General features: G+C 73.8%; 20 protein-coding genes and 1 pseudogene. 10 read left to right on the top strand and 11 right to left on the bottom strand.

All coding sequences use genetic code 11. The features are described 5' to 3' along the window. Nucleotides 1–123 precede the first annotated feature (123 nt). From CCN29_RS15700 to CCN29_RS15685, 4 genes are all read right to left on the bottom strand, one after another. Nucleotides 124–552, bottom strand: a complete 429-nt coding sequence (locus tag CCN29_RS15700; RefSeq protein WP_006133708.1) for a hypothetical protein — start codon at nucleotides 550–552, stop codon at nucleotides 124–126. A gap of 28 nt (nucleotides 553–580) precedes the next feature. Further along, on the bottom strand, nucleotides 581–820 hold the full coding sequence (locus CCN29_RS15695; RefSeq protein ID WP_006133710.1) for a DUF5133 domain-containing protein: 240 nt from the start codon (nucleotides 818–820) through the stop codon (nucleotides 581–583). 41 nt (nucleotides 821–861) lie between these two features. Next, nucleotides 862–1,716, bottom strand: coding sequence for a SigB/SigF/SigG family RNA polymerase sigma factor (locus tag CCN29_RS15690; RefSeq protein WP_086682543.1), 855 nt, complete (start codon nucleotides 1,714–1,716; stop codon nucleotides 862–864). 209 nt (nucleotides 1,717–1,925) lie between these two features. After that, nucleotides 1,926–2,369 (bottom strand): ATP-binding protein, encoded by a 444-nt coding sequence (locus CCN29_RS15685; RefSeq protein WP_006133712.1) that lies wholly within the window; start codon nucleotides 2,367–2,369, stop codon nucleotides 1,926–1,928. Between the two features lie 173 nt (nucleotides 2,370–2,542). Between CCN29_RS15685 and CCN29_RS15680 the strand changes: the two genes are divergently transcribed. From CCN29_RS15680 to CCN29_RS15670, 3 genes are all read left to right on the top strand, one after another. After that, on the top strand, nucleotides 2,543–2,773 hold the full coding sequence (locus tag CCN29_RS15680; protein ID WP_086682540.1) for a hypothetical protein: 231 nt from the start codon (nucleotides 2,543–2,545) through the stop codon (nucleotides 2,771–2,773). 95 nt (nucleotides 2,774–2,868) lie between these two features. Then, nucleotides 2,869–4,344 carry an aminotransferase class I/II-fold pyridoxal phosphate-dependent enzyme gene (locus tag CCN29_RS15675; protein WP_086682538.1) on the top strand — a complete coding sequence of 492 codons (1,476 nt, stop codon included), beginning with the start codon at nucleotides 2,869–2,871 and terminating at the stop codon, nucleotides 4,342–4,344. A gap of 274 nt (nucleotides 4,345–4,618) precedes the next feature. Continuing rightward, on the top strand, nucleotides 4,619–5,074 hold the full coding sequence (locus CCN29_RS15670; protein WP_006133719.1) for a cyclic nucleotide-binding domain-containing protein: 456 nt from the start codon (nucleotides 4,619–4,621) through the stop codon (nucleotides 5,072–5,074). 212 nt (nucleotides 5,075–5,286) lie between these two features. On the opposite strand, the gene CCN29_RS15665 is transcribed toward CCN29_RS15670, so the two are convergent. Together CCN29_RS15665 and CCN29_RS15660 are read right to left on the bottom strand one after the other, a co-directional pair. After that, the gene (locus CCN29_RS15665; RefSeq protein WP_006133720.1) at nucleotides 5,287–6,585 is read right to left on the bottom strand and encodes an MFS transporter; all 1,299 of its coding nucleotides are present in this window, start codon (nucleotides 6,583–6,585) and stop codon (nucleotides 5,287–5,289) included. A 71-nt stretch (nucleotides 6,586–6,656) separates the two neighbouring features. After that, a complete protein-coding gene (locus CCN29_RS15660) occupies nucleotides 6,657–7,274 on the bottom strand; it encodes a LysE/ArgO family amino acid transporter (RefSeq protein WP_006133722.1) in 618 nt (205 codons plus the stop codon). A gap of 69 nt (nucleotides 7,275–7,343) precedes the next feature. Between CCN29_RS15660 and CCN29_RS15655 the strand changes: the two genes are divergently transcribed. Beyond that, complete coding sequence (locus tag CCN29_RS15655) at nucleotides 7,344–8,240, top strand: LysR family transcriptional regulator ArgP (RefSeq protein WP_031016805.1); 897 nt, start codon at nucleotides 7,344–7,346, stop codon at nucleotides 8,238–8,240. Here CCN29_RS15655 and CCN29_RS15650 read toward each other — a convergent pair. After that, nucleotides 8,206–8,943, bottom strand: coding sequence for a TetR/AcrR family transcriptional regulator (locus CCN29_RS15650; protein WP_006133727.1), 738 nt, complete (start codon nucleotides 8,941–8,943; stop codon nucleotides 8,206–8,208). The genes CCN29_RS15655 and CCN29_RS15650 overlap by 35 nt on opposite strands. 132 nt (nucleotides 8,944–9,075) lie before the next feature. Here CCN29_RS15650 and CCN29_RS15645 point away from each other — a divergent pair, with 132 nt between their 5' ends. Both CCN29_RS15645 and CCN29_RS15640 read left to right on the top strand, forming a co-directional pair. Beyond that, nucleotides 9,076–10,296, top strand: coding sequence for a saccharopine dehydrogenase family protein (locus CCN29_RS15645; RefSeq protein WP_086682535.1), 1,221 nt, complete (start codon nucleotides 9,076–9,078; stop codon nucleotides 10,294–10,296). Between the two features lie 107 nt (nucleotides 10,297–10,403). Beyond that, nucleotides 10,404–10,661, top strand: a complete 258-nt coding sequence (locus CCN29_RS15640; RefSeq protein WP_006133729.1) for a WhiB family transcriptional regulator — start codon at nucleotides 10,404–10,406, stop codon at nucleotides 10,659–10,661. A 78-nt stretch (nucleotides 10,662–10,739) separates the two neighbouring features. On the opposite strand, the pseudogene CCN29_RS15635 reads toward CCN29_RS15640, so the two are convergent. Continuing rightward, a pseudogene (locus CCN29_RS15635) lies at nucleotides 10,740–11,186 on the bottom strand (DUF6098 family protein); the annotation flags it as partial. 135 nt (nucleotides 11,187–11,321) lie between these two features. Here CCN29_RS15635 and CCN29_RS15630 point away from each other — a divergent pair. Next, nucleotides 11,322–11,702 carry a DUF488 domain-containing protein gene (locus CCN29_RS15630; protein WP_006133732.1) on the top strand — a complete coding sequence of 127 codons (381 nt, stop codon included), beginning with the start codon at nucleotides 11,322–11,324 and terminating at the stop codon, nucleotides 11,700–11,702. Nucleotides 11,703–11,706: 4 nt separating this feature from the next. On the opposite strand, the gene CCN29_RS15625 is transcribed toward CCN29_RS15630, so the two are convergent. Next, a complete protein-coding gene (locus CCN29_RS15625) occupies nucleotides 11,707–13,380 on the bottom strand; it encodes an FAD-binding dehydrogenase (protein ID WP_006133734.1) in 1,674 nt (557 codons plus the stop codon). 34 nt (nucleotides 13,381–13,414) lie between these two features. Beyond that, the gene (locus CCN29_RS15620; RefSeq protein WP_086682532.1) at nucleotides 13,415–14,032 is read right to left on the bottom strand and encodes a TetR/AcrR family transcriptional regulator; all 618 of its coding nucleotides are present in this window, start codon (nucleotides 14,030–14,032) and stop codon (nucleotides 13,415–13,417) included. Nucleotides 14,033–14,166: 134 nt separating this feature from the next. On the opposite strand from CCN29_RS15620, the gene CCN29_RS15615 reads away from it, so the two are divergent. The 3 genes from CCN29_RS15615 to CCN29_RS15605 all read left to right on the top strand — a co-directional run bounded on the left by CCN29_RS15615 (nucleotide 14,167) and on the right by CCN29_RS15605 (nucleotide 16,930). Further along, the gene (locus CCN29_RS15615) at nucleotides 14,167–14,805 is read left to right on the top strand and encodes an alpha-ketoglutarate-dependent dioxygenase AlkB (protein ID WP_006133737.1); all 639 of its coding nucleotides are present in this window, start codon (nucleotides 14,167–14,169) and stop codon (nucleotides 14,803–14,805) included. Nucleotides 14,806–14,897: 92 nt separating this feature from the next. After that, nucleotides 14,898–15,653, top strand: a complete 756-nt coding sequence (locus CCN29_RS15610; protein ID WP_086682529.1) for an MBL fold metallo-hydrolase — start codon at nucleotides 14,898–14,900, stop codon at nucleotides 15,651–15,653. A gap of 41 nt (nucleotides 15,654–15,694) precedes the next feature. After that, entirely contained in the window at nucleotides 15,695–16,930 is a 1,236-nt protein-coding gene (locus CCN29_RS15605; RefSeq protein ID WP_006133739.1) for a DUF4032 domain-containing protein, read from the top strand. A 17-nt stretch (nucleotides 16,931–16,947) separates the two neighbouring features. On the opposite strand, the gene CCN29_RS34925 is transcribed toward CCN29_RS15605, so the two are convergent. Beyond that, nucleotides 16,948–17,019 (bottom strand): universal stress protein (locus CCN29_RS34925; RefSeq protein ID WP_143661340.1); only part of this gene is annotated, 72 nt, incomplete at its 5' end.

The following is a 17,019-nucleotide window of genomic DNA, read 5'->3' as shown; positions in this document are numbered from 1 at the left end:
GGCGGGTGCGGCCGCGTGGGGGTTGTTCGCGCAGTTCCCCGCGCCCCTCGGCGGCCGGCGTACGCGCGCCGAGGCCCCGGTCCGTGGATCCGGGGCCCCGGCGGTGAGGGGGAGGGGCGTGGCTCAGAAGTCGGTGGGGAGGCCGCTGGCCTCCGCGATTCCCCGCAGCTCCTCGTTCTGGCGCTGGCGGTCGCGGATGATGCCGGCGATCTCTCCCAGCCGGGAGGGATCCGCGGCGGTCTCCGCGTCGGTGACCACCCGCACCGGGCCGGTGTCGTCGACGTCGAGCTCGACCACCTCGTTGTCCAGGCGGCCGGTGACCGCCGTGGCGATGACCAGGGCGGCCTCGTCGCGGACCTCCTGGGGCAGTTCCTCGTCCCCGCCGTCCAGTGCCAGGTCGAGGCCCGACAGGCGGTGCTCGTCGATGGCCTCGAGGACCGGCTCCACCAGACGGAGCAGAAGCCGGTAGTCCTCGGTGTCCATCCGCACCCGCAGCAGGTCGAGATAGACGTCCACGGGGCGGTCCTCCGGGCCGAACTCGGATTCGCTCATGAGCCTCGGGTTCCCTTCCTGCGTCGGGTCACACGGCGGCCGGTGCGGCCGCGGCGGCGGTGTCGCGTCCGTCGGTGTCACGTCCGTCCGGCGCCAGCCAGGCGCGTGCCGTGGCGAGCGCCGTGCCCACGTCCCGGGTACCGGTCGACACGCACAGGGTGTAGGCCAGATCGGCGATCCGCGACTCGGCGGCGGTCGCCGGGGCCGCCGTGAGGGTCTCGTACTCCTCGACGAGGCGGCGCAGCTCGGTGGGATGGGGCTTCAGCATGGGACTCGCTTTCCTGGACGGACGGTACGGAGCAAAAAGCGTCAGGCGGTGGGGCGGGCGCCGCCGCGGCTGGGGCGCTGGCCCAGCACGTCGGCGCGCACGCGCGCGCAGCTGCGGCTGATCAGGCGGGAGACGTGCATCTGGGAGATGCCCAGCCGGTCGGCGATCCGGCTCTGGGTCATGTCCTCGAAGAAACGCATGTAGAGGATGGCGCGCTCGCGCTCCGGCAGCCGCCGCAGCCCCTCCTTGGCGGACTCGCGGTCGACCACCACGTCGTAGGAGGAGTCGGACGCGCCGAGGGTGTCGGCGAGGCTGTAGCCGTCGTCGTCGGTGGAGAGCTCGGCGTCCAGGGACAGGGTGCTGAAGCTCTCCAGCGCCTCCATGCCGGCGGACACCTCCTCCTCGGTCAGCCCGGTGTGGGTGGCGATGTCCGCCACGGACGGCTCGGGGCTGCCGGGGTTCTGGGTGAGCTCGCGGCGGGCCACGCGCACCTTGTTGCGCAGCTCCTGGATCCGGCGGGGCACGCGCAGCGCCCACATGCGGTCCCGGAAGTGGCGCTTGACCTCGCCGGTGATGGTGGGGACGGCGTAGCTCTCGAAGGCCCCGCGGCTCGGGTCGAACCGGTCGATGGCCTTGACCAGGCCGAGGGCCGCGACCTGGCGCAGGTCCTCGATGGACTCGCCGCGGTCGCGGAAGCGGCCGGCGATCCGGTGGGCCATGGGCAGCCAGGCGGTGACGAGCTCGTCCCGGACGGCGTCCCGCTCGGGGCCGTCCTCGAGGCTCGCGAGGCGCGAGAAGAGCGTCGTGGTGTCGGGGGCGTCGTCGTGCCGCCGACGGGTCGCGGCGGCGGTCGTTCCGGAGGTACCGGGACGGGGGGCGGACGAGTCAATGAGCATGCGGATTCAGCTCCCGAACGGTGGTTTCAGGGATCTACCGCGGGGTGGTCGTCGCGGGACCGCACGGAGGGTCCCGGCGTGGTCGTACCACTCCCGCCGGCGCGCCTCCGGTCCGAAGCACGAACCTCCGATTGCCCCCGACCCGGTAGAACAAACTCCACTTCTTCGCGGAAATTGCCGGGGATGCGTGCGGGCGCCCGGGGCAGGTCTCAGACCAGGGAGACCAGGGCGGTGATCCGCTTGCCGCCGGTGGGCAGATCGGACACCCGGACATCGCGGGCGAGCCGGCACACGATGGGCCAGCCGTGGCCGCCCGGGCGGCGGCGCCCCTCCCCGTCGACGGCCGGTACGGCGACGGGCAGGGCGTCGCTGCGGTCGCTGACGGACAGCAGGACGCCGGGGCCGTCGACGTCGACCTCGAAGCCGGTGACTCCTCCGCCGTGCAGGATCGCGTTGGTGGTGAGCTCCGAGGCGACGAGCAGGGCGTCGGCGAGCGCCTCGGTGTCGCACGGGGTGCGGGTCGCCAGGCAGCGTTCGGCCACCGCCCGCAGCACGGCCTCGCGCACCTCGGCGGGCCGGGACGGGCACGGGCGACCGGCCGGCCGGTCGCCCCGCAGCGGGACAAGGGGTTCGGTGAGGTGATCCTCGCTCATAGGACGGCTCCCTGGTTCGGTGACAGGAACAGTGACGGATGGGATCGATGACGGAGGGGAGGGGAAATGCCTCGGACCTCCCTTTTCGGCTCACCTGTCACGGTTCAGGCAAACCTCCCGGACGTTTCCCGGCTGCCCGTGGTCGCCCGGCCCACCGCGGGTACCCGGGGCGCATGACCGATGTGGTGGACTCGGACGAACTGCTGCGGCGCATCCAGCGGGCACGGGCCTGGGCGGCACAGGAGGAGCGGTCCTGGCGGGCCCGGGGCGAGCGGCTGGGCCGGGAGGATCCGGGGGATCCCGGCGAGGCACGGGACGCCGGGATCCGTGCGGTGGCCTACGGAGTGGTGCTGCGGGTGCTGGACGAGATCCTGACGCCGGGCAGGCACGCCACGCCCGGCTGACGCGGACGTCCTGGGCGCGGGGCGCGGACGCGGCGGACAGAGGGCCGGTGGACCGCGGCGGATTGACGCCGAAGGCCCCGGGAACCCGCCGGCGCATGACTGTCGACCATCACCGGGCACCGGTTCTGGAAGCACTGGAGGAGTACCACCGCAGGGGACGGATGGGGTTCACGCCGCCGGGCCACAAGCAGGCGCGGGGAGCCGACCCGGCGGTGCGCGAGCTGCTCGGGGACGCCGTCTTCCTGGGCGACGTGCTGGCGACGGGCGGTCTGGACGACCGCCTCACCCGGGGCCGGGTGCTCCAGTCGGCGCAGGAGCTGATGGCCGACGCGGTGCACGCCGATCACACGTTCTTCAGCACATGCGGCAGCTCCCTGTCGGTGAAGGCGGCGATGCTGTCGGTCGCGGGGCCGCACGAGAAGCTGCTGATCGGGCGGGACGCCCACAAGTCGGTGGTGTCGGGGCTGATCCTGTCCGGTGTGCGGCCGGTGTGGGTGGAGCCGCGGTGGGACGCCGAGCGGCATGTGGCGCATCCGCCGTCGGCCGCGGGCTTCGAGGCGGCGTTCGAGGCCCATCCCGACGCGCGGGGCGCCCTGGTGACCAGTCCGACGCCGTACGGCGCGGCGGCGGCGCTCCGGGACATCGCCGAGGTGTGCCACCGGCGCGGGCGCCCGCTGATCGTGGACGAGGCGTGGGGCGCGCATCTGCCCTTCCACCCTGAGCTGCCGTCGTGGGCGATGGACGCGGGCGCGGACATCTGCGTGACCAGCATCCACAAGATGGGCAGCGGTCTGGAGCAGGGCTCCGTATTCCATCTGCAGGGGGATCTGGTGCCGCCGGCGGTGCTGGGCCAGCGCGCCGATCTGCTGGGCACGACCAGCCCCTCGGTGCTGATCTTCGCGGGTCTGGACGGCTGGCGGCGGCAGATGGCGCTGCGCGGCGCGGAGCTGATGGGGTCGGCGCTGGAGCTGGCGGGCGAGGTGCGAGCGGCCGTCGAGGAGATCGACGGGATGCACGTGGACGGCCGGGACGACTACTGCGGGCCGGGTCTCGGGGACGACTTCGACCCGCTGCCGTGCGTGATCGACCTGCGTGACCTGGGCATCACGGGCTACCGGGCGGCGGACTGGCTGCGTGAGCACCGGGCGATCGACGCCCACCTGGTCGACCATCGCCGCATCGGCGCGCAGATCACCCACGGCGACGACCGGGAGACCGCGGGCGAGCTGCTGTCGGCGCTGCGTGAGCTGCGGCGGGCGGCGCCCGGGCTGCGCGGGGGCCCGGAGGTGGCGGTGCCGGAGCCGGGTGAGCTGCGGATGGAGCAGGCGGTGCTGCCGCGGGACGCGTTCTTCGGTCCGGCCGAGGACGTGCCGGCGGAGAAGGCCGCCGGGCGGGTCGCGGCGGAGATGATCACGCCGTACCCGCCGGGCATTCCGGCGGTGCTGCCGGGCGAGCGGCTGACCGAGCCGGTGCTGCGCTATCTGCGGTCCGGTCTCGAGGCGGGGATGTATCTGCCGGACCCCGCGGAGCCGTCCCTGAAGACCGTGCGGGTCGTGGCGCAGGACACGTAGGACCCGATTACGCGAACCTCAGGTGAATGGTTTATCGTTCACTCATACGTGGTGCCGGAGTCGACGTGACTCCTCCGTCACCACCGCTTACGGCCCTGGCTGGTTTCCCCCGTCCAGCCAGGGCTTTTTCATGCCCGGACGCGGGCCGCCCACGAGGCGCACACCCCCCTCACGCAGCCGCCGCGTCCGCCGAGGTGCCCCGGACGGCGGCAGCGGCTGAAATGAGTAGGGAGGGAAAGCACCCGGACCGCACCCCGGCGAGAGGCCCCGTCCCATGACCAAAGCGATCAAACTCCTGACCGCCCTCCCCCACCAGCAGCGCGAGAGCCTGATGACGCTGGCCCGCGAGGTGCACTTCCCGGAGGACACCCGCATCTTCGAGGCCGGAGGCCACGCCGACCGCTTCTGGGTCATCCGCTCCGGCGCCGTCTCGCTGGACCAGCGGCTGAACGAGGTGCAGCGGACCACCGTCGCGGGGCTCGGCGCGGGCGACCTGCTGGGCTGGTCGTGGCTGTTCCCGCCGTACGAGTGGGACTTCGGCGCGGAGGCGTTCAGCCCGGTCCGTGCCTACGAGTTCGACGCGGCGGCCGTGCTGCGGCTGTGCGAGGCGGACACCGCCCTCGGGCTGTCGCTGGTCCGCTGCGTCGCCGAGGTGCTCGCGCACCGGCTGGAGATGACCCGCGGCCAGCTGATGGAGCAGTACGCGATGCGGCGCGGCGGGGTGCTGTAGAGCCTTCGTCGGATCAGGCCGGCCGTGAGCGCGCTGCGTCCTCGGCCGGCCCGAGCGGGGTCCGGTGCGGGCAGCTGCGAGGCGGAGGAGGGGGTCGACGTGATGGGGCCCCGCCCGCGCGAGCGCAGCCGAGCGTGGAGGAGTCGGCGAGACGACAACGCCGTTGGGGCCCCACGCCCGTTCAGGACAGAACGAGAGGCCCTGGCCGGCGCTCAGACGCGGTAGCGGCGCAGGGCCGGCATGGCGGCGGCCAGCGCCAGCATCACCACGACGACCAGGATCCCGCCGCCCGCGACGGCCGCGCGGGGACCGAAGGCGGACCCGGCGGTGCCGTGCAGGACGTCCGCGAGGCGGGGTCCGCCGGCCACGACGACGGTGAAGACGCCCTGCATGCGGCCGCGCATCTCGTCGGTCGCGGCGGACAGCAGGATCGCCCCGCGGAACACCATGGACACCATGTCGGCGACCCCGGCGAGGGCGAGGAAGGCGACCGCGAGCCACAGGCTGCCGCTGAGCCCGAACCCGGCGACGGCCAGCCCCCACACCACCACCGAGCCGATCACCATCCAGCCGTGCCGGCGCGCCCGGGAGAACGTGCCGGAGAACAGGCCGCCCAGCACCGCGCCGAGCGGGATCGCGGCGAACAGCAGGCCCAGCGCGAAGCCCTCCCCGTAGGGGGCGTAGGTCTCCGCGGCGAGCTGCGGGAACAGGGCGCGGGGCATGCCGAGGACCATGGCGACGATGTCGGCGAGGAACGACAGCAGCAGCACCGCGTGCCCGGAGATGTAGCGGAAGCCCTCCAGGACGCCGCGCAGCCCGGCGCTGCCGGCCTTGGCGGCGGTGAGCGGCGGCAGGGCGGGCAGCCGGTACACCGCCCAGACGGTGACGCACAGCGCGAGGGCGTCGATCAGGTACAGCTCGGCCAGCCCGATGACGGGGATGAGGGCGCCGGCGAGCAGCGGTCCGGCGATCTGGCCGGTCTGCATCACAGTGGAGCCGAGGGCGTTGGCGGCGGGCAGTTCGTCCGCGGGGACCAGGCGGGCGATGGAGGCGCTGCGGGCGGGCGCGTTCAGCCCCCAGAAGGCCTGCTGCAGGGCGAGCAGCAGCATCAAGGTCCAGACGGACTCCAATCCGGCGAAGGCCTGGATCCAGAACAGCAGCGAGGTGACCGCGATGCCGGTGTTGGTGAGCAGCAGCAGCTTGCGGCGGTCCATGCTGTCGGCGATCGCCCCGCCCCACAGCGCGAACACGATCAGCGGCAGCAGTCCGGCGAGGCTCGCGGCGCCGACCCAGGCGGAGGAGCCGGTGATGTCGTAGATCTGCTTGGGCACCGCGACGGCGGTGAGCTGGCTGCCGACCGCGGTGACGACGGTGGAGGCCCATAGCCTGCGGTAGGCGGGGCGGCGCAGCGGGCGGGTGTCCATGGCCCAGCGGCGCCAGCCGCGCGGTCCGTCCGCCTCCTGTTCCGCGTCGGGGATGCGGGGTTCGGTGCTGCTCTCGCTGGTGTCCACGACCGTCCTGGTTGCTGCGTACATCTACTTGGCCGGGACTCAGTGTGGCAGGCGCCCGGTCCGGCGCGTCCTCAGGCTCCCGCGACGAGCGTCACACCGAGCACGATCATGGTGACGGCCACCAGGGCGTCCAGCACCCGCCAGGCGGCGGGGCGGGCGAGGAAGCGGCCGAGCAGCCGCGCGCCGAAGCCGAGCGCGGCGAACCAGCACACGCTGGCCAGCGCGGCCCCGACGCCGAAGGTCCAGCGCGCCGGGCCGTGGTCGGCGGCGACCGAGCCGACCAGGAACACCGTGTCGAGGTAGACGTGCGGGTTGAGCCAGGTCAGGGCCAGGCAGGTGAGGACGGCCCGGCGGCGCGAGCCGGTCGCGCCGCCCGCCGTCTCCAGTCCCGTGCCGGCCGGGCGCACCACCCGGCGGGCGGCCAGGGCGCCGTAGCCGAGGAGGAAGGCGCCGCCGATCCAGCCCACCACCGTCAGCGCGGCGGGCCACGCCACCACGACCGCGCCGACGCCGCCCACGCCGAGGGCGATGAGGAGTGCGTCGGACAGGGCGCAGATGCCGACCACGGCGAGCACGGCGTCCCTGCGGACCCCTTGGCGCAGCACGAAGGCGTTCTGCGCGCCGATGGCGACGATCAGGGACAGTCCGGTGCCGAAACCGGCGAGGGCCGGGGCGAATGCGCTGGTCATGTCGGTGACGCTAGGCGGCGCGGCGAATTCAGGCCAGCTAAAGGATCTTACGTACCCTTAGCCGGTGTGATGGAAGACCTTCCGCTGGACCAGGTGCGGACGCTGCTCGCGGTGGTGGACGAGGGGACGTTCGACGCGGCGGCGGCCGCGTTGCACGTGACGCCCTCGGCGGTCAGCCAGCGGGTCAAGGCGCTGGAGCAGCGCACCGGGAGGGTGCTGCTGCTGCGCACCCGCCCGGTGCGGCCCACCGAGTCCGGCGAGGTTCTCGTACGGCTGGCCCGGCAGGTGGCCCGGCTGGAGCGGGACGCGTACGCGGAACTGGGGCTGAGCGATGCCGGGGAGCCGACGCGGGTGTCGGTCGCGGTCAACGCGGACTCGCTCGCCACCTGGTTCCTGGACGCCCTGGTCCGACTGCCGGCCCGGTCCCGGCTCTGCTTCGAACTGCGCCGGGAGGACGAGTCGCACACGGCGGCGCTGCTGCGCGAGGGCACGGTGATGGCCGCGGTGACCTCCTCCCCCGAACCGGTGCCGGGCTGCTCGGTGCGGCGCCTGGGGGCGATGCGCTACCTGCCGGTGGCGCACCCGGAGTTCGCCGCGGAGCTGCTGACGGAGCCGCTGGAGGAGTCGGTGGCGGCGGCGCCGGTGGTGGTCTTCGACCGGCGGGACGACTTCCAGGACCGGTTCGTGCGCCGGCTCACCGGGGGCCGCAGAGGGGCGGGCAGCCGGCGCCACCATGTGCCGACGTCGGAGGGGTTCGCCGAGGCGGTGGCGGCGGGCCTCGGCTGGGGCATGGTGCCGGAGGCGCAGGCGGTGCCGTTGCTGCGGGCGGGACGGGTCACGGTGTTCGCCCCGGACCGCGCGGTCGACGCGCCGCTGTACTGGCAGCAGTGGAAGCTGGACTCCCCCGCCCTCGCGGCGGTCGCCGACGCGGTCATGGCCGCGGCGGCCGGGGCTCTGCACCGCTGACCCGGAGGCCGGCCAGGTCCCGCTCCGCGCTGGCGAGCAGCATGTCCAGCGCCGTGGGGTAGGCGCTCTCGACCATGCGGGCGGCGAGCAGGGGGGCGGTCTCGGCGATGCGCGGATGGGTGGCGGCGGGCAGCCGGGCGTAGGTCGAGCGCCACATGTCCTCGTCGGCGCGCCGTGCCGCGTCCGGCAGCGCCAGGGAGGCGGCGTCGAGGGCGGCGAACGCCAGGGTGGTGTCGATGAAGGCCTGGTAGACGCGGACGGTGCCGGCGGGCGGGAAGCCCGCGGTGCGCAGCACGTCCAGCACCGCCTCGTCGGCGGCCAGTTCGTTCGCCCGGCCGGAGACGCGGCTCGCGGTGAGGACAGCCGCCTGCGGGTGGGAGACGTAGGCGGCGTGGATGCGCAGGCCGAGGGCGCGCAGGTCGTGGCGCCAGCGTCCGCTCCTGCGCCAGCCGTCCAGGGCCTGGCCGATCAGCGCGTCGCCGATGGCGAGGGTCAGGTCGTCCATGCCGCGGAAGTAGCGGTAGAGCGTGCTCGGGTCGCAGTCGAGGGCGAGGCCGAGGCGGCGGGCGGTGAGGCCCGCGCTGCCGTGCTCCCGGAGCAGCCGCAGCGCGGCGTCGACGATCAGCCGCTCCGACAGCACGACTCCGCTCCTGGTCGGCCTGCGGCGCCGCCGCCGCTCCTCGGGCACCACCCGCTTGGCCATGTCCCCGCTCCTCCGGTCTTATGCCAACGCCATTGACCTTACGTCCCGGCACGGCGTTCCATCACGGCAGGGGCCCCGCAGGACATCCCGGATCCGTCGCGGATCCATGACGAGGAAAGGGAGTGCTCCGTCATGCGCGTACTGCTGGTAGGAGCGGGCGGTGTGGGGACCGCGGTCACCCGGATCGCGGCCCGGCGGCCGTTCTTCGAGCTGATGGTGGTGGCCGACCACGACCTCGCCCGGGCGGAGGCGGCGGTCACGGCGCGCGGCCCGGACGGCGACCGGTTCCGCGCCGAGCGGGTCGACGCCGGTGACGAGGCGCAGGTGACGGCGCTGCTGGAGCGGCACGGCTGTGACGTGCTGCTGAACGCCACCGACCCCCGGTTCGTGATGCCGCTGTTCCGCGCGGCGCGGACGGGCGGCGCCACGTATGCCGACATGGCGATGTCGCTGTCCCGTCCGCACGGCGAGCGGCCGTACCAGGAGTGCGGGGTGAAGCTGGGCGACGAGCAGTTCGCGCAGGCCGCCGAGTGGGAGAGGGCCGGGCTGCTGGCGCTGGTGGGCATGGGCGTGGAGCCGGGCCTGTCGGACGTGTTCGCCCGGTACGCGGCGGACGAGCTCTTCGACGAGATCGAGGAGATCGGCGTCCGCGACGGCGCGAACCTGACGGTGGACGGCTACGACTTCGCGCCGTCGTTCAGCATCTGGACCACCATCGAGGAGTGCCTCAACCCGCCCGTGGTCTACGAGCGGGACCGCGGCTGGTTCACCACCGAACCCTTCAGCGAGCCCGAGGTGTTCGACTTCCCCGAGGGCATCGGCCCGGTGGAGTGCGTGAACGTGGAGCACGAGGAGGTGCTGCTGGTGCCCCGCTGGGTGGACGCCCGCCGGGTCACCTTCAAGTACGGCCTGGGCCGCGCGTTCACCGACACCCTCCGCACGCTGCACCTGCTGGGCCTGGACCGCACCGAGCCGGTGACCGTGCCCGGCCCCGACGGCCCCGTGAAGGTCTCCCCGCGGGACGTCGTCGCGGCCTGCCTGCCCGACCCGGCGACCCTCGGCGACCGGATGCACGGCAAGACCTGCGCGGGCACCTGGGTGCGGGGCACCAAGGACGGTGCGCCGCGCGAGGTGTACCTGTACCACGTGGTCGACAACCAGTGGTCGATGAGCGAGTACGGCTGCCAGGCGGTGGTGTGGCAGACGGCCGTCAACCCGGTCGTCGCGCTCGAACTGCTGGCGACGGGCGCCTGGTCCGGGACGGGTGTGCTCGGCCCGGAGGCGTTCCCGGCCCGGCCGTTCCTCGACCTGCTCACTGCCTACGGTTCGCCGTGGGGGCTGCGCGAGCAGTGACCGTTTCCGCGCGGATCGCCCAGTTTCACCGCCACTTGACAGGTCACCCGAAAGAGAGCAAGGCACCCGGACGGGTGCGCACCGACTTCGGACGCAGGTGACTTTCGATGGACAACTGGCGGCACGGCGCGGCCTGCCGGACCGAGGACCCCGAGCTGTTCTTCCCGATCGGCACCTCCGGGCCGTCCCTCTTGCAGACCGAGCAGGCCAAGGCGGTCTGCCGGCGCTGCCCCGTGCGGGAGCAGTGCCTGGAGTGGGCCCTGGAGACCGGGCAGTCCATCGGCGTGTGGGGCGGCACGAGCGAGACGGAACGCCGCGCGCTCAAGCGGCGCATCGCGGCCCGCCGTTCGTCGGGCAGGGCCTGACGGACGCGGCGGGCGGTGCGGGAGTGACGGCGAGCGCGTGAACCGCGCGCGGGCCCCGGGCGGACGGCCCGGCGGCCAGCGGGCGGCACGGCGCAGTGGCCCCCAGGGATGCTCCTGGCGGGCCACTTCCGTGTGCGCCTCCTCGATCACCGCGTCGGCGATCCAGCAGAGCGGGCGCACATCGGTGACCAGCGGCTCGTTGTCCGGGCCCCGGCCCGCCTCACGTCCCCTCAGCACCCAGGGCCGGATGCCGGCGCCCTTCTCGTGCGGCAGGTGCTCGTAGTCGTAGAGCCGACGCGCCACCCACAGGGCCGGTGACCGGTCCTGCCACCACTCCTCCACGTCGAGCGGGTTCGCGGACAGGCCAGGCATGGCCACGCCGGTGAGGTCGTCGATGCTGGACACCGCGTGCAGGTCGATCGCCGGTCCTCTGGACCAGCGGACGTACAGTCCCCGGTCGCGCTCCACCAGTGCGGTGAGCTCGGCGAGCGTGCCGACGACCGGCAGGTCGTCCGTGGCCTCCATCCGTCACCTCCCCGTCGCGGTCTCCGGCGGACCCAGTACCCGGCTCCGGCCGGGGGAATGCGGCCGTCCCGCTCATCGTGCCCGGTCCCGTGCGCCGCAGTAGGCTCGCAGCGGTCGAGGTGGAAGGGAGCCGGCATGAGCGTGCGGGTGCGTCGCGTGTACGAGCCGCCCGAGCCCGACGACGGGGTGCGGGTCCTCGTCGACCGGCTGTGGCCGCGCGGTCTCGCCAAGGACGCGGCCCGGGTCGACGAGTGGCCGAAGGGACTCACCCCCTCCACCGAGCTGCGCCGCTGGTACCACGGCTGCGAGGAGACCCTCGCCTCCTTCGAGGAGTTCCGTGAGCGCTACGAGGCGGAGCTGGCCGCCCCGGAGGCGGCGGACCTGCTGGAGCGGGTGCGGCAGCTGGCCGGGAAGGGCACCGTGACCCTGCTGACCGCCTCCAAGCAGCCGGGAACCAGTCACGCGGAGGTGCTGGCCCGGCTGCTCGACGACCGATCGGCCCGCTCGGACCGTTGACGCCTCAGGCCGTCTGCGCGGCCGCCGCCCGGCCCGCCGCGCGCCCCGAGAAGAGGCAGCCGCCGAGGAAGGTGCCCTCCAGCGCGTTGTAGCCGTGGACGCCTCCGCCGCCGAAGCCCGCGACCTCCCCGGCCGCGTACAGACCCTCGACCGGGCTGCCGTCGGCGCCCAGTGCCCGGGAGTCCAGGTCGGTCTGGATGCCGCCGAGCGTCTTGCGGGTGAGGATGTGCAGCTTCACGCCGATCAGCGGGCCCGCCGCCGGGTCGAGGAGACGGTGCGGGGTGGCGACCCGGCCGAGGCGGTCGCCGATGTAGCGGCGGGCGTTGCGGATGCCCTGCACCTGGGCGTCCTTGCTGTAGGGGTTGGCGAGCTGGAGGTCGCGCGCCTCGATCTGGCGGCGGACGAGGGCCGCGTCGAGCAGCGGCTCGTCGGTGAGGGCGTTCATCTTGTCGACGAGTTCCTCGAGGGTGGCGGCGGTGACGAAGTCGGCTCCGTTGCGCAGGAAGGCGTCGACCGGGCCGGGGGCGCCCTTGCCGAGGATGCGTTCGCGCAGGAAGCCGGCGCGGTCCTTGGCGGTGATGTCCGGGTTCTGCTCGGAGCCGGAGAGCGCGAACTCCTTCTCGACGATCTTCTGGGTGAGGATGAACCAGGAGTGGTCGTAGGGGGCGATGTCCTCGGTGGTGCGCAGGTGCTTCAGCGTGCCGAGGGTGTCGTAGCCGGGCAGGCAGGGCTCGGGCAGCCGGCGGCCCAGCGCGTCGAACCACAGGGAGGACGGGCCGGGCAGGATGCGGATGCCGTGGCCGGGCCAGACCGGGTCCCAGTTCCGGATGCCCTCGGTGTAGTGCCACATGCGGTCGCGGTTGACCAGCCGCGCCCCGGCGCGGGCGCTGATGTCGAGCATCCGCCCGTCGACGTAGGCGGGGACCCCGGTGACCATCTCGCGCGGCGGGGTGCCCAGCCGCTCCGGCCAGTACCGGCGGACGATGTCGTGGTCGGCGCCGATGCCGCCGCTGGTGACGATCACGGCCTGGGCGGTCAGCTCGAACTCGCCGACGACCTCGCGGCTGGAGGCGACGCCGCGGGGCGCGTGGTCCTCGGCCAGCACGGTGCCGCGCACCCCGCGCACGGCGCCGTTCTCCACGACCAGCTCGTCGACGCGGTGGCGGTGGTGGAAGGTGAGCAGTCCGTCACGCGAGGCCTCGCGGGCGTACCGGGCGAACGGGGCGACGACGCCGGTGCCGGTGCCCCAGGCGATGTGGAAGCGGGGCACGGAGTTGCCGTGGCCGCCGGCGCGCAGGTCGCCGCGCTCGGCCCAGCCGACGGTGGGCAGGAAGGTGATGCCGTGGCCGTCCAGCCAGGGCCGCTTCTCCCCGGCCGCCCACTCGACGTAGGCGCGCGCCCAGCGCTTCGCCCAGCTGTCCTCGTCGTCGAGCCGGTCGAAGGCGGCGCTACCCTGCCAGTCGTTCCAGGCCAGCTCGAAGGAATCCTTGACGCCGAGGCGGCGCTGCTCGGGCGAGCCCACCAGGAACAGCCCGCCGAACGACCAGTAGGCCTGGCCGCCGAGGTTGGCGGCGTTCTCCTGGTCGACCAGGGCGACCCTGCGGCCCTTGGCGGTCAGTTCATGGGCCGCGACGAGGCCCGCGAGGCCCGCTCCGACGACGATGACGTCGGCATCCATGGCGACCGTCCCTTCCTTCTGCGTGCGGAGGCTGTCATCCGGGGCTTCCGCCGGTGAGCAGCGCGGTGAGCAGTTGTTTCAGCCAGGCCCGGGCGCGCTCGACGTCCCGGTCCAGCAGCAGTTGGGTGGTGACGCCGTCGTAGGCGGCGACCACGGCGTGCGCGGCGCCCTCGGCGTCGCCCAGCACGGCGGGCAGCGGGGTGTGGCCGCGGGCCCGCTCCAGCCGGTCGGCGATCGCCCGCCGCAGCCGGGCCCGGTGGTCCAGGAGCGTGTGCGCCACGCGGGGGTCGCGGGCGGCGTGCACCAGGAAGTCGGTCTTCACCAGCAGCCAGTCGCGGTCGAGCAACAGCACCTCGGCGACCCGGTCCACGGCGGCGGCCACGTCGAGGGCGGGGCCGCCGGTGGCGAGGGCGCCGGAGACCTGCTCCGCGATCAGGCCGGCGCGCTGGGCGTAGAGCGCGAAGAACATCTCGTCCAGGCCGGCGAAGTTGGAGTAGAAGGCGCCGCGGGTGTAGCCGGCGGCGTCGCAGATCTCCTCGATGGAGACGTGCCCGAAGCCCTTGGCCGCGAACACGGTGAAGGCGGCGTCCAGCAGGTGGGCGCGGGTGCGCAGCCGGCGCGCGGTGACGCGCCCGGTGCCGGTGTCCGCCATGCCCGCCCCTTCCGCCGTCGGCCGATACGGGAACGTATCCGATACACCGGTGTATCGAACAGCCCCCGGAGCAGGGCAATCGCAGAGCGCCGCTCGCTCTAGAACGCATTTTCGATTAGGGGTACGCTGGTCCCATGAGCACGCACCACCTCCCGGCGCTCCAGAGCTCGCTCTTCGACCAGGACGACGAGCTGCGGCTCGGCCCGCTCGACGGCGTCCGCCGCACCGAACTGGGCCGGGGCGCCTGGATCGACCTGCTGCCCGGCTGGCTGCACGGCTCCGACGCGCTCTTCGACCACCTGGCCGCCGAGGTCCCCTGGCGGGCCGAGCGGCGCCAGATGTACGACCAGGTCGTCTCCGTGCCCCGGCTGCTGGCGTACTACGGCGCCGGCGCCCCGCTCCCCCACCCGGTCCTCGCCGAGGCCCGCGACGCGCTGAGCGCCCACTACGCGAAGGAGCTGGGCGAGCCGTTCGCCACGGCCGGGCTCTGCTACTACCGCGACGGCCGGGACAGCGTCGCCTGGCACGGCGACCGGATCGGCCGGGGCGCCCGCGAGGACACCATGGTCGCCATCCTCTCCGTGGGCACGCCCCGCGACCTGCTGCTGCGGCCCATGGGCGGCGGCGGGACCGTGCGCCGGCCGCTGGGCCACGGCGACCTGATCGTGATGGGCGGCTCCTGCCAGCGCACCTGGGAGCACTGCGTGCCCAAGAGCACCCGGGCCGCCGGGCCGCGCGTCTCCGTCCAGTTCCGCCCGCGCGGGGTGAACTGAGGGCGGCGGGGCCGGACCCCGCCCGCGCCCGCCCTCCGGTCTGCTTTGCTGTGCTCGTCCATCCGGTACGAAGCACGACACACGAGGCGGTCATGAAGGCAACGGTGCGGCAGGTGGCGGACGGCACCTATCTGGTGCACGGCACAAGCGTGAACTGGGTGATCCTCACCGAGGGGGACGCCGTCACACTGATCGACACCGGCTACCCCGGCGACCGTGAGGGGCTGCTCGGCTCGCTGGCGGAGGTGGGCGCCGCGCCGGAGGCGGTGGCGGCCGTGCTGGTCACCCACGCGCACAACGACCACCTCGGTTCCGCCGAGTTCCTCAGCGCGAGGTACGGCACCCCCGTGTACACGCACAAGGAGGAAGTGCCGCACGCCCGGCGGGACTTCCTGCACCAGGTGACCGTGGGGCGGGTGCTGCGCAACGGCTGGCGTCCCGGCGTGCTGCCGTGGGCCGCGCACGCCCTGCGCGCCGGCGGCACGGCGGACGTGGCGGTCACCTCGCCCGAGCCGTTCCCCACGTCCGGCGACGGCCGGCAGCTCGACCTGCCGGGCCGGCCCGTGCCCGTGCACACCCCCGGCCACACCGCCGGGCACTGCGCCTACCACCTCCCGCACGTCGGGGCGGTGGTGTCCGGCGACGCCCTGGTCAGCGGGCATCCGGTCTCCCGTGTGCGGGGCCCGCAGATGCTGACCGACATGTTCCACCGCGAACGCGCCACCGCGGTGCGGTCGCTGGACGTGCTGGCCGGGCTGGACGGCGACCTGCTGCTGCCCGGGCACGGCCCGGTGCACGAGGGTCCGGTACGGGACGCCGCCCTGCTCGCCCGGGAGCGCGCGCAATAGGCTGAGGTGACGATCACCTTCGAGACGAGGACGCCGCCGCCATGGCACTGCAGATCAACGCCACCAACCCGGAGCACCCCGCGCTCCTGTTGGAACTGCCGTGGCACCTGCCGCTGGAGGAGTGGCCCGAGAAGTACCTGGTGCCGCTGCCGCGCGGCATCTCCCGGCACGTGGTGCGCTACGCCCGGGCCGGCGACGAGGTGATCGCGGTGAAGGAGCTGGCCCAGCGCCCGGCGCTGCGCGAGTACGAGCTGCTGCGTGACCTGGACCGGATCGGCATCCCCGCGGTCGACCCGCTCGCCGTGGTGACCGGCCGCACCGACCCGGGCGGGGAGCCGCTGGAGAGCGTCCTGATCACCCGGCACCTCGGCGGCTCGATGCCGTACCGGTCCATGTTCGAGACGACGATGCGCCCGGCCACCATGCACCGGCTGATGGACGCGCTCGCCGTGCTGCTGGTGCGGCTGCACCTGGCCGGCTTCGCCTGGGGCGACTGCTCGCTGTCCAACACGCTGTTCCGGCGCGACGCGGGCGCCTTCGCCGCCTATCTGGTGGACGCCGAGACCGGCGACCTGCACCCCGAACTGACGCGCGGCCAGCGGGAGTACGACCTGGACCTGGCGCGGGTCAACATCAGCGGCGAGCTGCTGGACCTGGAGGCGTCCGGCGCCCTGCACCCCTCCGTCGACCCGATCGACTTCGGCACCGAGATCTGCGCCCGCTACCAGGGCCTGTGGCAGGAGCTGACCCGCACCTCGGTCTACCCGGCCGGCAAGCACCACTACATCGAGCGCCGCATCCGCCGCCTGAACGAACTCGGCTTCGACGTGGCCGAGATGCAGATCGAGCACGCCTCCCACGGCGACACGGTGACCTTCGTGCCGAAGGTCGTGGACGCCGGGCACCACCAGCGCCAGCTGCTGCGGCTGACCGGCCTGGACACCGAGGAGAACCAGGCCAGGCGGCTGCTCAACGACCTGGAGAGCTGGATGGCCACCCAGGACGACTACGCGCCCGGCGATCCCCTCGGCGCCCGCCCGGAGGTCCTCGCCCACCGCTGGGTGCGCGAGGTGTTCCGGCCCACCGTCCGCTCCGTGCCGCCCGAGCTGCGCGGGCAGATGGACCCCGCGCAGATCTACCACGAGCTGCTGGAGCACCGCTGGTACCTGTCCGAGCGGGCCCAGCACGACATCGGCCTGGAGACGGCCGTCGAGGACTACATCCGCAAGGTCCTGCCGAAGCGGCGGGAGCCGCTGCGGCCCGCGGAGGAGGAGTAGCCGCACCCCGCCCCGGGTCAGGCGGGCGGGACCACCGCCACCGGGCAGTCCGCGTGGTGCAGCACGCCGCCCGCCACCGAGCCGATCCG

It is taken from the genome of Streptomyces pseudogriseolus (assembly GCA_002154585.1).
GTDB lineage: Bacteria > Actinomycetota > Actinomycetes > Streptomycetales > Streptomycetaceae > Streptomyces > Streptomyces pseudogriseolus.
Note: the sequence above shows the minus strand (reverse complement) of the source record. Positions and strands in the feature narration are given on the sequence as shown.

Excerpts from the sequence above, each read along its gene's own strand:
- CCN29_RS15660 (WP_006133722.1), bottom strand. The coding sequence starts at position 7,274 with ATGACCAGCGCATTCGCCCCGGCCCTCGCCGGTTTCGGCACCGGACTG.
- CCN29_RS15640 (WP_006133729.1), top strand. The coding sequence starts at position 10,404 with ATGGACAACTGGCGGCACGGCGCGGCCTGCCGGACCGAGGACCCCGAG.
- CCN29_RS15615 (WP_006133737.1), top strand. The coding sequence starts at position 14,167 with ATGAGCACGCACCACCTCCCGGCGCTCCAGAGCTCGCTCTTCGACCAG.
- CCN29_RS15645 (WP_086682535.1), top strand. The coding sequence starts at position 9,076 with ATGCGCGTACTGCTGGTAGGAGCGGGCGGTGTGGGGACCGCGGTCACC.
- CCN29_RS15700 (WP_006133708.1), bottom strand. The coding sequence starts at position 552 with ATGAGCGAATCCGAGTTCGGCCCGGAGGACCGCCCCGTGGACGTCTAT.
- CCN29_RS15605 (WP_006133739.1), top strand. The coding sequence starts at position 15,695 with ATGGCACTGCAGATCAACGCCACCAACCCGGAGCACCCCGCGCTCCTG.
- CCN29_RS15655 (WP_031016805.1), top strand. The coding sequence starts at position 7,344 with ATGGAAGACCTTCCGCTGGACCAGGTGCGGACGCTGCTCGCGGTGGTG.
- CCN29_RS15695 (WP_006133710.1), bottom strand. The coding sequence starts at position 820 with ATGCTGAAGCCCCATCCCACCGAGCTGCGCCGCCTCGTCGAGGAGTAC.
- CCN29_RS15680 (WP_086682540.1), top strand. The coding sequence starts at position 2,543 with ATGACCGATGTGGTGGACTCGGACGAACTGCTGCGGCGCATCCAGCGG.
- CCN29_RS15670 (WP_006133719.1), top strand. The coding sequence starts at position 4,619 with ATGACCAAAGCGATCAAACTCCTGACCGCCCTCCCCCACCAGCAGCGC.
- CCN29_RS15690 (WP_086682543.1), bottom strand. The coding sequence starts at position 1,716 with ATGCTCATTGACTCGTCCGCCCCCCGTCCCGGTACCTCCGGAACGACC.
- CCN29_RS15620 (WP_086682532.1), bottom strand. The coding sequence starts at position 14,032 with ATGGCGGACACCGGCACCGGGCGCGTCACCGCGCGCCGGCTGCGCACC.
- CCN29_RS15625 (WP_006133734.1), bottom strand. The coding sequence starts at position 13,380 with ATGGATGCCGACGTCATCGTCGTCGGAGCGGGCCTCGCGGGCCTCGTC.
- CCN29_RS15630 (WP_006133732.1), top strand. The coding sequence starts at position 11,322 with ATGAGCGTGCGGGTGCGTCGCGTGTACGAGCCGCCCGAGCCCGACGAC.
- CCN29_RS15610 (WP_086682529.1), top strand. The coding sequence starts at position 14,898 with ATGAAGGCAACGGTGCGGCAGGTGGCGGACGGCACCTATCTGGTGCAC.
- CCN29_RS15650 (WP_006133727.1), bottom strand. The coding sequence starts at position 8,943 with ATGGCCAAGCGGGTGGTGCCCGAGGAGCGGCGGCGGCGCCGCAGGCCG.
- CCN29_RS15685 (WP_006133712.1), bottom strand. The coding sequence starts at position 2,369 with ATGAGCGAGGATCACCTCACCGAACCCCTTGTCCCGCTGCGGGGCGAC.
- CCN29_RS15675 (WP_086682538.1), top strand. The coding sequence starts at position 2,869 with ATGACTGTCGACCATCACCGGGCACCGGTTCTGGAAGCACTGGAGGAG.